The organism is Kitasatospora sp. UYEF31 (assembly GCF_057291755.1).
In genome coordinates, this window is record NZ_JBXAWK010000006.1 from 1 (window position 1) to 13,914 (window position 13,914).

12 protein-coding genes are annotated in these 13,914 nt (G+C 67.5%); 6 read left to right on the plus strand and 6 right to left on the minus strand.

Translation table 11 applies throughout. The features are described from left to right. The 3 genes from AC0Z36_RS04405 to AC0Z36_RS04415 form a co-directional block, all read left to right on the plus strand. Nucleotides 1-405 (plus strand): transposase (locus tag AC0Z36_RS04405; protein WP_485461330.1); only part of this gene is annotated, 405 nt, incomplete at its 5' end. A gap of 67 nt (nucleotides 406-472) precedes the next feature. Continuing rightward, entirely contained in the window at nucleotides 473-613 is a 141-nt protein-coding gene (locus tag AC0Z36_RS04410; RefSeq protein ID WP_485461331.1) for a hypothetical protein, read from the plus strand. After that, complete coding sequence (locus AC0Z36_RS04415; RefSeq protein WP_485461332.1) at nucleotides 610-933, plus strand: type II toxin-antitoxin system PemK/MazF family toxin; 324 nt, start codon at nucleotides 610-612, stop codon at nucleotides 931-933. The genes AC0Z36_RS04410 and AC0Z36_RS04415 overlap by 4 nt, the downstream gene beginning before the upstream one ends. 219 nt (nucleotides 934-1,152) lie before the next feature. On the opposite strand, the gene AC0Z36_RS04420 is transcribed toward AC0Z36_RS04415, so the two are convergent. The 6 genes from AC0Z36_RS04420 to AC0Z36_RS04445 all read right to left on the minus strand — a co-directional run bounded on the left by AC0Z36_RS04420 (nucleotide 1,153) and on the right by AC0Z36_RS04445 (nucleotide 9,118). Then, nucleotides 1,153-2,793 (minus strand): ABC transporter substrate-binding protein, encoded by a 1,641-nt coding sequence (locus AC0Z36_RS04420; RefSeq protein WP_485461333.1) that lies wholly within the window; start codon nucleotides 2,791-2,793, stop codon nucleotides 1,153-1,155. 374 nt (nucleotides 2,794-3,167) lie between these two features. Next, complete coding sequence (locus tag AC0Z36_RS04425; protein WP_485461334.1) at nucleotides 3,168-4,766, minus strand: ABC transporter substrate-binding protein; 1,599 nt, start codon at nucleotides 4,764-4,766, stop codon at nucleotides 3,168-3,170. 431 nt (nucleotides 4,767-5,197) lie between these two features. Continuing rightward, entirely contained in the window at nucleotides 5,198-6,208 is a 1,011-nt protein-coding gene (locus AC0Z36_RS04430) for an ABC transporter ATP-binding protein (RefSeq protein WP_485461335.1), read from the minus strand. Beyond that, entirely contained in the window at nucleotides 6,205-7,245 is a 1,041-nt protein-coding gene (locus AC0Z36_RS04435) for an ABC transporter ATP-binding protein (protein WP_485461336.1), read from the minus strand. The genes AC0Z36_RS04430 and AC0Z36_RS04435 overlap by 4 nt, the downstream gene beginning before the upstream one ends. After that, nucleotides 7,242-8,135: an ABC transporter permease gene (locus AC0Z36_RS04440; RefSeq protein WP_485461337.1), complete on the minus strand. Its 894-nt coding sequence runs from the start codon at nucleotides 8,133-8,135 to the stop codon at nucleotides 7,242-7,244. Before AC0Z36_RS04440 ends, AC0Z36_RS04435 begins: the two co-directional genes overlap by 4 nt. Next, on the minus strand, nucleotides 8,132-9,118 hold the full coding sequence (locus tag AC0Z36_RS04445) for an ABC transporter permease (protein ID WP_485461338.1): 987 nt from the start codon (nucleotides 9,116-9,118) through the stop codon (nucleotides 8,132-8,134). Before AC0Z36_RS04445 ends, AC0Z36_RS04440 begins: the two co-directional genes overlap by 4 nt. A 539-nt stretch (nucleotides 9,119-9,657) precedes the next feature. Between AC0Z36_RS04445 and AC0Z36_RS04450 the strand changes: the two genes are divergently transcribed. The 3 genes from AC0Z36_RS04450 (at nucleotide 9,658) to AC0Z36_RS04460 (ending at nucleotide 13,739) form a co-directional block, all read left to right on the plus strand. Then, nucleotides 9,658-10,965 (plus strand): ammonium transporter, encoded by a 1,308-nt coding sequence (locus tag AC0Z36_RS04450; RefSeq protein WP_485461339.1) that lies wholly within the window; start codon nucleotides 9,658-9,660, stop codon nucleotides 10,963-10,965. Beyond that, the gene (locus AC0Z36_RS04455; RefSeq protein WP_485461340.1) at nucleotides 10,962-11,300 is read left to right on the plus strand and encodes a P-II family nitrogen regulator; all 339 of its coding nucleotides are present in this window, start codon (nucleotides 10,962-10,964) and stop codon (nucleotides 11,298-11,300) included. Before AC0Z36_RS04450 ends, AC0Z36_RS04455 begins: the two co-directional genes overlap by 4 nt. A gap of 75 nt (nucleotides 11,301-11,375) precedes the next feature. Then, nucleotides 11,376-13,739 (plus strand): [protein-PII] uridylyltransferase, encoded by a 2,364-nt coding sequence (locus AC0Z36_RS04460; RefSeq protein ID WP_485461341.1) that lies wholly within the window; start codon nucleotides 11,376-11,378, stop codon nucleotides 13,737-13,739. Nucleotides 13,740-13,914: the final 175 nt, after the last annotated feature.

Genomic DNA, 13,914 nt, shown 5'->3' on the forward strand with positions numbered 1-13,914 from the left:
ACCGACACCATCGGCCTGCTCCTCGCCGTGACCGTCACCGCCGCGAGCCTGTCGGAAAACGCCCTGGGAATACGACTCCTCAACCAAGCCAAGCAGACCTATCCGACCATCACCAAAAGCTGGGTCGACACCGGCTTCAAGAACGCCGTCGTCGAGCACGGAGCCACCCTCGGAATCGACGTCGAAGTGGTCCACCGAAAGTCAGACATCCCCGGATTTCACGTCGTCAAAAGACGCTGGGTAGTCGAACGAAGCATCGGATGGATCATGATGCACCGCCGCCTGGCCCGCGACTACGAGGCCCTGCCGGCCAGCTCCGAAGCCATGATCCATATCGCCTCGATCGACAACCTCGCCAAGCGCATAACGGACGAAACAACACCAACCTGGCGAGGGACTTACTAGTGCATAAAGGTAAATTTGCCTACATTAAACGCCCTCTGAGAGCGAGCTGTTGCGTGCGCTGATCGCGGTGGCCCGGCATGTCGTTGAGGACAAGAGTGCGGAGTCCGGTTACGCCGCGCTCGCTGTGGAGCTTGAGGCGGAATCCGCCGAACGCCGCGCCATCGCCGCATCCCGCAGGGAACGTCGGGACCGCGGAGGTGAAGTGTGAGAGAAGTTGTTCCGGCACGGGGTCGCGTCTACATGGCGACGCTCGGCAAGGAAGGGCGCAAGCCCTATGTGGTGGTGTCGAACGACCGGCGCAATCAGGTGTTCAGGAGTTTCCTCGCCGTGCGGGTGACCACCACGGTGAAGGCCATGGCGCCGTCCGTCGTCGCGTTGGACGGGACGGACCCGGTGGTCGGCAGGGTGATCTGTGACGACATCGTGGAGATCTGGCGCGACGAGATCGACGATGACATGGGTGCGCTGACCCATTCGACGATGCTCAAGGTCGGCGAGGGCCTGAAGGCCGCGCTCGCCTTGCTGTAGAGCGAACGACAAACGAACGACAAACGAGCGACAAGCGAACCACAACGGCGGCCCCGGAGGAATCATCCCCCGGGGCCGCCGCCTTCTGTGAACTGAGGCCAGCGCACTGACCAGTCACCTGAACAGTCACCTGACCAGTCACCTGACCAGTCACCTGACCAGTCACCTGACCAGTCACCTGAACAGTGACCTCCCCAGCGAACTGACCGGCCGGAAAACCTACTTCAGCCCGATCCGGTCCATGAACGCCACCCCGGTGTTGTACTGCTCAACTCCGGTGACCTTGTTGTTGTAGATCGGCCCGATCCACGACTGCGCGTACACCCACACCGGCAGGTCCGCGATCATCGCCTTCTGCAGTTCGGTGTAAGCCGCCTTGCGGACCGCCGGGTCGATGCTGCTCCGCCCCTGCAGCAGCGCCTGGTCGGCCTGCGGGTTGTTCCACCCGATGAAGTTCAGCGGGCTCTTGGAGAAGAAACTGTTGAACATGACCGGTTCCGGGTCCGCGTTCCAGTTCTGGAACAGCATCGCCTGGAAGTCCTTCTGGATCGCGTACTTCACGATGTAGGCGCCGATCTCCAGCGGCTGGATCTTCATCGTGACGTTCTGGTACGCCTGCAACCGCGACTGCATGAACTCGGCGACCGCCGTCGAGGACGGGTTCTGCGGCACCAGGTAGGTGAAGTCGACCTTCTTGCCCTCGGCGGCCAGTTCGTTGAACAGTTTCTGCGCTTCGGCCTTGTCCGGCGCGGGCTGCTTCAGCGACGCGTCGTAGTACGGCGACGTCTCGGGGAAGAAGCTGTTCGCGGGGATGTATCCGTTGTTCAGCGTCGGGCCGATCTCGGCCGGGTCCATGGCCAGGGCCACCGCCCGCCGGGCCCTCGGGTCGTTGAACGGCGCGCGGGTCAGGTTGAACTGGAACATCTGCCCGCCCTCGGCCTTGAGGACCCGGGTGTTCAGTTCCTTGGCCGCCTTGTTCAGAACGGCCTGGTCGGAGCTGAAGAACAGGTCCGCGCCACCGGAGTTGACGGTGTTGTACTGCTGTTTGATGTCCGGCACGTTCTTGACCGTGAGTTTGTCCAGCTTCGGCAGGCCCTTGTCCTTCTGCCAGTAGTTCGGGTTCCTGACGAACACCTGCTCGCTGCCGCGGGTCCAGCTCTGCAGCATGAACGGGCCGGCGCCGACCGGCTTGGCGCCGTAGACCTCGGGGCCCTGGTTGAGTGCCGACGGCGCTTCGATGTACGTCAGTTCGATGGAGAGCGCGCGGTCGAAGTTGACGTTCGGCATCACGGGAGTGAGCTTGAGCGTCAGCGGGTCCACGACTTCTGTCTGCAGCCCGCCGGCCGCGGCCCGGTGCAGGGACTGCACCTTGGCGTCGCCGTGCATCGTGTAATTCAGCTTCACCGCGGCTGCGTCCAGCGGCGTACCGTCGCTGAACTTCACGTCCGCGCGTAGCTTCATGATCCAGGTCTTGCCGTTGTCCTGGGTTGTCAGGCTCTCGCCCAGGAACGGCTTGACCTTGTGGTCGGCGTTGTCCTGGTAGAAGAGCGGGTCGTACAGGGCCGCGAGCCTGGGCTCGTCGGCGACGGCGATGTTGCTGGCCCGGAACACGTCCAGGGAAGCGGAGTCCTGGACGGCCAGCATGGTCAGCGAACCGCCGGCCTTGGCCGGTGTCTGCGACGCGGCGGCGACGTTGTCGGTGGGGGGACCCGACTGCTTCTTGCCGTCGTCGGCTGAGTCGCCGGAGCCGCAGGCGGTCGCGACGAGGGTCAGGGTCAGCGCGCCGACAAGCAGCGAACTGCTTCGCTGGTAGCGGATGGTGCGTACTGCCGAAGTCTTTCGTACGGACGGTGCGGACATCGTTCTTGCCACCTCCAGGCGGGAGCGTGCGGGACGGTTTGGTGCCTGACGAGCGGTGGAACCTGGCGGAACCGATGTGCTGCGGAACAGACGTGCGACGAAACGGCCAAACAGTGAAACGGCGGAACGGCGGAACGGCCAAACAGTGAAACGGCGGAACGGCCAAACAGTGAAACGGCGGAACGGCCAAACAGTGAAACGGCGGAACGGTCAAACGGCGAAACGCCTGTACGGGAGAGCAGGAGCGCAAAGCACCGGAGCCCCCGAGCGGCTGGGGACCCGGCCCCCCGCGCCTGCGCAGCGCGGGGGGCCGGAGCCTGCCCAGGAGTCGTCCGTACGGAATTCTCCGCACGAACGGGCCTACGGGAGCCCGCCTACTTCAGCCCGATGCGGTCGAACAGCATCCCGCCGTCGTTGACGCCGACGACGCCGGCCACCTTCGAGTTGGAGATGATGTTGGTGACCGCCTCCTGGTAGACGACGACCGGGAGGTCGGCGTTCAGGGCCTTCTGCAGGTCGGCGTACGCCGCCTTGCGTCCGGCCTCGTCGGGTGCGGAGCGCCCGGCGATCAGTGCCGCGTCGGCCGACGGGTTGTTGTAACCCGTAATGTTCTGCGGGCTCTTCGAGAAGAACTGGTTGAACAGCACCGGCTCGGGGTCGCTGGTCCACAGCTGGTTGAGCGCGGCCTGGAAGTCCTTCTGCTGGGAGGTCTTGACCACGTACTGGCTCGGGTCGATCTTGTCGAGTTTCACCTCGACGTTCTTGAACGAGTTCAGCGTGGTCATGGTGTATTCGGCGGTCTTGTCCGACGCCGGGTTCGCCGGGGTCGTGTACGTGAACTTCACCGGCTTGCCTTCGGCGGCCAGTTCGTCGAACAGCTTCTGCGCTTCGGCCTTGTTCGGCGCGGCCTGCGCCGAAGTGGCGTCGAAGTATCGGCCCTTGCTGTTGAGGATGCCCTTGGCGGGGACGGCCGTGCCGCTGAAGACGGTGGTGTTGAGGTCCGCGGGGTCGAGCGCCAGCGCGACCGCGCGGCGGGCCCGTACGTCGTTGAACGGGGCCTTCAGCGTGTTGAAGGCCACCATCTGGCCGCCGTCGAGGGTGAACGGCGTGACGCCCAGCCCGTTGTCCTTGGCGTCCTTGGTCTTCACCGGGTCGATGGCGAAGAACAGGTCGGCGCCGCCGTTTTTGACGGTCTGGAGCTGCTGGGCGACGTCCGGCACGTACTTGAAGACGACAGTGTCCAGGAGGGGCTTGGCGGGCCCCTGCCAGTAGGTCGGGTTCTTCGTCAGGGTCAGCTGCGAGTTCTGCACCCACTCCTTGAGGACAAAGGGACCGGCCCCTACGGGCTTGACGCCCTTGGGGTCCTCGGCGATCGCCTTGGGCGACGCGATGAACGCCAGGTCGGCGGCGACCGTACGGTCGAACTGCATGTTCGCCATCGGCAGTGTGATCTTGAGTGTCAGCGGGTCGACGACCTCGGACTGCAGGCCGCCGGCCGCCGCGCGGTGGTAGGACTGCATCTCGGGCTTGGCGTGCAGGTCCCAGTTGGTCTTGACCGCCGCCGCGTCGTACGGCGTGCCGTCGCTGAACTTCACGTTCGGCTTGACCTTCAGGGTCCAGACCTTGCCGCCCTCGCCGGGGGTCAGGCTCTCGCCGATCTGCGGTTTGACCTTGTTCTCAGTGTTGTCCAAGTAGAACAGCGCGTCGTACAGGGCCAGGACCCGGTTGAGGTCGGTGACCGTCGCGTACGACGTGTGGAACGGGTTCAGGCTGCGGGCTTCGACGGGCAGCAGCATCGTGAACGTGCCGCCCTTCTGCGCGGCCGAGGCGTTCGGGGCGGCTGAGCCCTTGGATCTGGTGTCCGTCTCGTCGTCGCCACTGCCGCAGGCGGCGAGGGTGGCGGCGAGTGCTCCGGCGGCCAGCAGGGCGCCGGCCTTCCGGCCGTACTGCGTTGCGGGGTTGTGCTTCCTCACGGCGACTCCTCCGATGTCACGTGTGGACCCCCCTGCCGAGACGTTCCGACAAAGCGGTTCGCGCGGTGGTGCTGCAGGGCAGGAGACCTGCCCCCTTGGGTGAAGACGTCGGATCTGACGTGCAGTCATGCAGTGGTGCAGGGAGATTCGACCACGGAACCATGCGGGTGCGTATGGAATTGCGCACATGGTTAGCCGACCGCAATACAACCCGGGTTGCGAAGCGGAACCCCGGATTGCGTCGCAGGTGAAAGCGGTCGTACGGCAGGAACCGTCCCGCACGGAACGGAGGTCTCAGTGCACGGAACAAGACCTCGGCCGTACGGCAGGAACCGTCCCGCACGGAACGGAGGTCTCAGTGCACGGAACAAGACCTCGGCCGTACGGAATTCAGGCAACGGAATCCAGGTAGTGGAGCGCGTCCTCCGACGTCAGCCGGAGAACTTCTCGTGCTCGCCCACCAGCGGGAAGTGGCAGGCCACCCGGTGGCCCGGTCCGACCTCCCGCAGGACCGGCACGTGTGCCGCGCAGGCGTCCTGGGCCAGCGGGCAGCGCGTGCGGAACCGGCACCCGCTCGGCGGGTTCATCGGCGAGGGGATCTCCCCGCTGAGGGCAGGACCGGCCGGTACGGCACCCGGGTCGGGTGCCGGCACGGCGTCGAGCAGCGCCCGGGTGTACGGGTGCGCGGGGTTCTCGTAGATCGCCCGGGTGTCGCCGGTCTCGGCGATGGTCCCGAGGTACATCACCGCGACGTCGTCGCTGATGTTGCGGACCACGGCGAGGTCGTGCGCCACGAAGATCATGGAGACGCCGGTCCGCGCCTTCATCTCGTCGAGCAGGTCGAGCACCTGAGCCTGGACCGATACGTCGAGCGAGGCCACCGGTTCATCGCAGATCAGCAGGTCGGGGTCGACCACCATGGCCCGCGCGATGGCGATGCGCTGGCACTGGCCGCCGGAGAACTCGTGCGGACGGCGTTCGGACACCAGCTCCGGATCCAGGCCGACGGCCGTCAGCACAGCGTCCACCTTGGCCTTGTGCTCCGCCTCCGGGACCCCGGCGATGACCAGGCCCTCGGCGACGATGTCCTTGATCTTCCGGCGCGGGTTGAGCGCGGAGACCGGGTCCTGGAACACCATCTGGATGCGGCGGCGGGCGTCGCGCAGCTGACTCTTACTCAGTTTGGTGAGTTCCGCACCGTCGAACAGCACCGAACCCGACGTGGGCTTCGTCAGCTGGACGACCGCACGGGCCAGCGTGGACTTGCCGCAGCCGGACTCGCCGACCAGGCCGAGCGTCCGGCCGCGGCCCAGGGTGAAACTGACCCCGGCCACCGCGTTGACGACGCCGCCGGGCACCCGGAACTGCTGGACCAGCCCTTCGACTTGCAACAACGTTTCCGCGCCGGCGGACTTCCCGGTCTCTTCGATGACAGCCGTCACGCGCCGGCCTCCTTGCTGAGCTGGGGAACCTTCGTACCCACCGGGTTGTGACAGGCGAACCGGTGGCTGCCGTCGGTCAGTTCGGGGCGCTCCGTACGGCAGACTTCCAACGCCGCCGGGCACCGCGGGGCGAACGCACAGCCCGCCCCGAGCGTCACCAGGTTCGGCGGACTGCCCGGGATCGCCTTCGGTCGCTGGTCGATCGGCACGTCCAGACGCGGCACGGCGCCGAGCAGAGCCTCGGTGTAGCGGTGCTTGCGGTCGGCGAACAGGCCGACGGTGGACGAGGTTTCGACCAACCGGCCGGCGTACATGACCGCGATGTCGTCCGTACGTCCGGCGACGACACCCAGGTCGTGGCTGACCAGGACCATCGCCATGCCCCGCTTGGCCTGGATCTCCTGGAGGAGGTCCAGGATCTGCCGTTGCACCGTGACGTCGAGCGCGGTGGTGGCCTCGTCGGCGACCAGTACGTCGGGGTCGCAGGACAGCGCCATCGCGATCGTCACCCGCTGCCGCATACCACCGGACAGCTGGTGCGGGTACTGCTTCGCCCGCTCGACCGGCGACGGGATGCCGACCAGTTTGAGCAGGTCCACGGCCCGCTCCCGGGCCTCCTTCTTCTTCAGTTTCAGGTGCAGCCGCATCGACTCGGTCAGCTGGCGTTCGATCCGGACCACCGGGTTCAGCGAGGTCATCGGGTCCTGGAAGACCATCGCGATCTTGTGGCCCCAGATCGTCCGGGCCTGCTTGCGCGGCATACCCACCAGTTCGGTGCCGTCGAGCTTCACACTGCCGCCGATGGTCGCGATCGGCGGGCAGATGCCCATCAGCGACCGGACCAGCATCGACTTGCCCGAACCCGACTCGCCGACCAGACCGAGCGTCTTGCCGCGCTCCAGCGTGAACGAGACACCGTCCACCGCTTTGAGCACGCCGTTGGGGGTGTTGAGGTGGACCGTCAGGTCCCGCGCTTCCAGAAGAGCGTTCACAGGCTGGCTGTTCTCAGGCTGAGCGTCCACAGGCTTGGCGTTCACAGGTTGGCCTCCCGTACGTCGAAACGGGCGCGCAGCCGGTCACCGATCACATTCAGCGAGAAGACCGTCAGGAACAGCACCGCGGCCGGAGTGAAGACCGTCGCGGGATACGTCTCCAGATTGTCCTTGTGGGCGTAGATGATGCCGCCCCAGCTGGGCTCGGGCGCGGGCACCCCCAGCGACAGGAAGGACAGTGAACCCTCGGCGACGATCAGTACGGCCATCACGATGACGGCGTACGAAAGGACTGCCGGGAAGGTGTTCGGCATCAGCTCCTTGAAGATGATGCGGCTCGGCTTCGCGCCCATGGCCTTGGCCACCAGGACGTACTCCTGGTTGGACTGGGCGATGGCGTTCGCCTTGGTCAGCCGGGTGAAACCGGGGACCGTCAGGATCGCCAGCCCGATGGTGATGGTGTAGATGCTCGGCTCAAGCGCGGAGGCCAGCGTCAGCAGCAGGATCAGCGGCGGGAACGCGAGCAGCGCGTCGGAGACGATGTCGATGACCGTCTCCACCCAGCCGCGGAAGTACGCCGCGACAAGGCCGAGCACACCGCCGATGACGATGCCGGCGAGGGCTCCGATCGACGACACGGTCATGGACACCCGGCCACCGCGGGCGAGGCGGGTCAGCGAGCTGCGGCCCAGGCCGTCGTACCCGAGGAACTCCGGGAAGGTGTTGAACGGTTCGAGGTTCGGCTTGCCGACCGGCCGCTGGAAGTCGTGCGGCAGCAGGTTGGCGAACAGTGCGCCCAGGACGATCAGCGTCATCCAGACGATCGCGAACCACAGCAGCCAGCTCGGCCGCTTGCGCTTCCCGCCCTTGGCGACCGCGGCCTGCGACGGACTCTCCGGCCGGATCAGCGCCGGATCTGCTTGCAGGGTGCTCATCGCGCCCTCACTCTCGGGTCGAGCAGCGCGTAGCCGATGTCGACGAGGGTGTTCATCAGGACGTAGACGACCGCGATGACCACCACCGTGCCCTGCACGATGGGCATGTCCTGGGACTGGATCGCCGTGACGATGTTCTGGCCCAGGCCCGGGCAGGAGAAGTAGAACTCCACGATCACCGTGCCGCCGATCAGCCGGCCGAGCGTCAGCCCGGACACGGTGACCAGGGAGAACGACGAAGGCCGCAGTGCGTGCCGGAACAGGATGTACGGGGTGGACAGCCCCTTGGCCCGCGCGGTCAGGATGTAGTCCTGCTGGAGCGTGGCCAGCATGTCGCTGCGCAGCAGTCGCTGGAACTGCGGGATCTCAGCCAGCGCGAGCGCCAGCGCGGGCAGGAAGGCGTACTTCATCAGCCCGAACTTCACATCGAACAGACCGAAGTCCCACGTGTCGGGTTTCCACCCGTTGTTCGGCAGGATGTTGAGGAAGTTGCCCTTGGTGGCGAGGAAGTAGACCAGCAGGATCGAGCTGACGAAGGTGGGGACCGCCAGGAGTCCCGAGGTCACGCCGCCGATGGCTCTGTCGGCCAGGCCGCCGGCTCTGGCCGCCGTCCACATCCCCAGCGGGATGGCCACGGCCAGGGACATCACCAGCGCCATCACCGCCAGCTGCAGGGTGACCGGGAAGCGCTGCGAGATGCTCTCGGTGACGGCCTGCTTGTTCTTGATGGACTCGCCGAGGTCGCCCTTGACTGCGTCGCCGACCCAGGTGACATAGCGGGACAGGAGCGGCTTGTCGTAGCCGTACTCCTTCTCCAGGTCCTTCAGCTGCTGCGGAGTCGTGTCCTGCGGGGCGATGGACGCCACGGGGGATGCGTTCGGGTCGCCCAGCTTCATGAGGTCGGGCATCGCGGTGGTCGCGAGCGTGACCAGGAACAGCACCGGTATCAGGTGCAGGATCTTGCGGCCGAGCAGGCGCAACACGTCGATGCCACCCCCTCTCGCTGATCTTTGTCGTATCTGCGGACCGTCATTGGTTCTCCGTCGGGCGACGTTCAGTGCCTGGTGCTCACTGAAAGCACGCGCGTGTCTATGTGACGGTGCGTCAGTCAAGCATGAGGACTCATTACGGCAGTGCCGCCGATCAAAGTCAATGGACCGACAGGTCATTACAGGCGCTGTTCAGTTCCTGTACACCACACGTGCCGACCACCCGTTACGTAGCCGTACGGGCGACCCGGGGCCGGTCGCCGAACGGCTGGTTTTCGCCCTTGGAACCGACCGTTCGGTCAGGTGGGAGGCCACTTCGGTGCGTGAGTGGCCGTTCACCAACTGGTAACACATGTGCGGAAAGCGTCACGTGGTCGAAACACGGAGCGACACGACGTGAAACCTCAACTCAGGAAGCTCCGTCACAGAAGCCCCGGCGGTCCGCACCACGCCGACGGGGCGAGGGGAACCGGTCGGCCGGCGGACCCACACACGTTCCTCGCACATTCCAAACGAGTGGAAAGAGGCACAGGATGGACGCGGGTAACACTGCATTCGTGCTCCTTTGCGCCGCACTGGTCATGCTCATGACGCCGGGTCTGGCGTTCTTCTACGGCGGTATGGTCCGCGTGAAGAGCGTCCTGAACATGCTGATGATGTCTTTCATCTGCCTGGCCGTGGTCACTGTCCTGTGGGTGCTGTTCGGGTTCTCGATGGCGTTCAGCAAGGACGCGTTCGGCGGACTGGTCGGCAACTTCGACTGGTACGGCATGCGCGACATCGGGCTCAACCAGCTGTGGGACGGTTACACCATCCCGGTGACCGCCTTCGCGCTGTTCCAGATGCTCTTCGCGGTCATCACCCCCGCACTGATCAGCGGCGCGGTCGCGGACCGTACGAAATTCACCGCGTGGACAGTCTTCGTCGCACTGTGGGTCACGATCGTCTACTTCCCGATCGCGCACTGGGTCTGGGCCGCCGACGGCTGGTTGTTCAAGAAGGGCGTCATCGACTTCGCCGGCGGAACCGCCGTGCACATCAACGCCGGTGTCGCCGCGCTCGCCCTGACGTTCGTCCTCGGCAAGCGCGTCGGCTTCAAGCGTGACCCGATGCGTCCGCACAGCTTGCCGCTGGTGCTGCTCGGCGCGGGTCTGCTGTGGTTCGGCTGGTTCGGCTTCAACGCCGGGTCCTGGCTCGCCGCCGACGGCGTCACCGGGCGGGCCGCGATCAACACCCAGATCGCCGCCGCCGCCGCGATCCTCGGCTGGCTGGCCCTGGAGAAGTTCCGCGACGGCCACTTCACCCTCCTGGGCGCCGCCTCAGGTGCCATCGCGGGACTGGTCGCCATCACCCCCGCCTGTGGTGCGATCAGCCCCATGGGCTCGATCGGCCTCGGCCTGCTCACCGGCGTGGTCTGCGCCTGGGCCGTCGGCCTGAAGTACAAGTTCGGCTACGACGACTCGCTCGACGTCGTCGGCGTCCACCTCGTCGGCGGCATCATCGGCTCGATCGCCCCCGGCTTCCTGGCCACCGGCCACATCCAGTCCGACGCCAAGGGCCTCTTCTACGGCGGCGGCACGCACCAGCTGACCACACAGCTGATCGGCGTCGGCGCGGTCCTCGCGTACTCCGGCATCGTGACGTTCATCATCGGCACGCTCATCCAGAAGACCATGGGCTTCCGGGTCGCCGAAGAGGTCGAGACCGCCGGCATCGACCAGGCCGAGCACGCCGAGACCGCCTACGACTACTCCGGCGTCGGCGGCACCCGCAGCAGCGGCATCCTCACCGGCGTCGGCACGCAGTCCCACACCCCTGCTGAGACGAAGGTGGAAGCGTGAAGCTCATCACCGCGGTGGTCAAACCGCACCGGCTCGACGACGTCAAGAACGCCCTCCAGGCCTTCGGCGTCCACGGTCTGACCGTCACCGAAGCGCAGGGCTACGGCCGCCAGCGCGGGCACACCGAGGTCTACCGTGGTGCCGAATACCAGGTCGACCTCGTGCCCAAGGTCCGCATAGAGGTCCTGTGCGACGACGAGGACGCCGACGAACTGCTCGACGTGCTCATCAAGGCCGCCCGCACCGGGAAGATCGGTGACGGCAAGGCGTGGATCGTGAACGTCGAAAGCGTCGTACGGGTCCGCACCGGCGAAAAGGGCCCTGAAGCTCTTTAACCTGAAGACAAACCCAGGGGGTGGAGCGCTTTCCGGCGCTCCACCCCCTGCTGCACAGGACGGGGACCGCCAGCGATGCCCAGCACGGCCACCGAGCAGTACAAAAGCGACCGGCAGCACCTGCTCGACGACCCGGGACTCACCGGCCCTGCCCGGCGCCGGGCCCTGTCCGAGGCCGCCGACATCTGGCTGGCCGCACTCCTGGCCGACACCGGCGCCGAAGCGCGGCACGGCGTGTCCCTGGTCGCCGTCGGCGGCTACGGCCGCCGCGAACTGTCGCCCGGCAGCGACCTGGACGTCGTCCTCCTGCATACCGGCCACCCCGGCATCGCCGCGCTCGCCGAGAAGATCTTCTACCCCGTGTGGGACGCCGGAGTGAAACTCGACCACTCCGTACGCACCCCCGACGAAGCCCGCCGGGCCGCGGACGAAGACCTGCGGGTCCACCTCGGCCTCCTCGACAGCCGCCACATCACCGGGGACGACACGACAACGTCGGCCGTACGGACCGCCGCACTGTCCGCGTGGCGCACCAGATCGGCCACCCGGCTGCCCGAACTGCGCGCCTCCGGGACCGACCGCGCCGAGCGGTTCGGCGAACTCGCCTTCCTCCTCGAAGGCGACCTCAAGGAAGCCCACGGCGGACTCCGCGACGCCCAGGCGCTGCGCGCGATCTCCGCGTCCTGGATCGCCGACGCCCCGCACACCGCCCTGTCCTTCGGCGGCGGAGCCGCATCGCCTACCACCCCGATGGTCGCCCGCGAGACCCTGCTCGACATCCGCGACGCCCTGCACCTGGTGACCGGCCGCAGGGGTGACCGCCTCATGCTCCAGGAACAGGACGCCGTAGCCCGGCACCTGGGTCTGCTCGACGCGGACACCCTGCTGCGCCGGGTCTGCGAAGCGGCCCGGGTCCTGGCCTACGCCTCCGACGTCACCTGGCGTGAGGTGGACAGAGTCCTCGGTGCCCGCAAGACGGGTGTACGGCGGCTCCTGCGCAACCGCAACGCCGGGGGCATGGAACGCCGGCCGCTCGCCGAAGGCGTGGTCGAACACGACGGTGAGGCCGTCCTGGCCGCGTCCGCCAAACCCAGCCGCGACCCCGTCCTGCTGCTGCGCGCCGCAGCCGCCGCCGCACAGCACGGCGTGCCGCTGTCCCGGCACGCCGTCGAACGGCTCGCCGTGGAGTGCCCCCCGCTGCCCGACCCGTGGCCACCCGCCGCCCGCGAGGCTTTCACGACCTTCCTCGGCGCGGGGCGCGACGCCCTGGTGGTCTGGGAGGCCCTGGAATCCCGGCAGTTGATCAACCGGCTGCTCCCCGACTGGGAGCGGGTCCGCAACCGCCCGCAACGCAACGCCGTCCACACCTGGACTGTCGACCGGCACCTGGTTGAAACAGCCCTGAAGGCCGCCGACTTCACCCGCCGCGTCGCCCGCCCCGACCTGCTCCTGGTCGCCGGGCTGCTGCACGACATCGGCAAGGGCTGGCCCGGCGACCACAGCGTCAGCGGCGAGGTCATCGCCCGCGAGGCCGCCCAGCGGATGGGCTTCGGGAAAGACGACGTCGAGATCCTCGCCGTACTCGTCCGTCACCACCTCACTCTCGTGGAGACGGCAACCCGGCGTGACCCGGAGGACCCCGCCACCGCGGCGTTCCTCGCTGAGACGGTGGGCACCGCCGACACCCTGGACCTGTTGCACGCCCTGACCGAAGCGGACGCGTCGGCCACCGGGCCGGCGGCGTGGAGCACCTGGCGCGCGGCTCTGGTCGACGACCTCGTACGGAGGACCCACGCGGTCTTCGCCGGGCGGCCGGTGCCGCCCGCCGAACCCGTGCGCCTCGACGATCTGGAACTCGACGCGCGCGGGCTGACCGTACGACTCGACCCGCTGCCCTACGGGGCCGAAGTGACCATCGCCGCCCCCGACCGGATCGGCCTGCTGTCCCTCGCCGCCGGGGTGCTCGCCCTGCACCGGCTCACCGTGCGCTCCGCGACCGTCGGGACCAGCGGCGACACCGCCGTCACCGTCTGGACCGTCGAAACCGAGTTCGGCGCGCTGCCCGACCCGGCTGTACTGCGGTCCGACGTGCGCCGCGCCCTCGACGGCGGACTCGACGTCGCGGGGAAACTCGCCAAACGGGAGGCCGCGTACGCCCCCCGCCGCGGCATCCGCGTCCAGCCGCCCCGGGTCACCGTCGTGCCCGGCGTGACCGACGACGCCACCGTCCTCGAAGTCCGCGCGCACGACACCCCCGGGCTCCTGCACCGCATCGGCCGCGCCCTCGCCGACGGCGGCGCGAACGTCGCCCAGGCAAGGGTCGCGACCCTCGGCGCGGACGCGGTGGACGCGTTCTACGTCGTCGGCGCGGACGGGGGACCACTGGACCCCGAGGCCGCGCGGGCGCTGGCGCGCAGCGTGCAGGACAGTCTCGGTTAGTCGTTCCGCCGTCCGGCGGGTGCGCGGGGGCACCGGGGGACTACACAGAGTGCCGCCCACCAGCCATACGGGTACGGCCGTTCCTCTACACACAGTGGACACCGCACATCCCGCGTCGTCCGGGTGCGGGGGATCAGGGCTAGGCTGGGACGCGCCCCGACCCTTGTCCTCGATT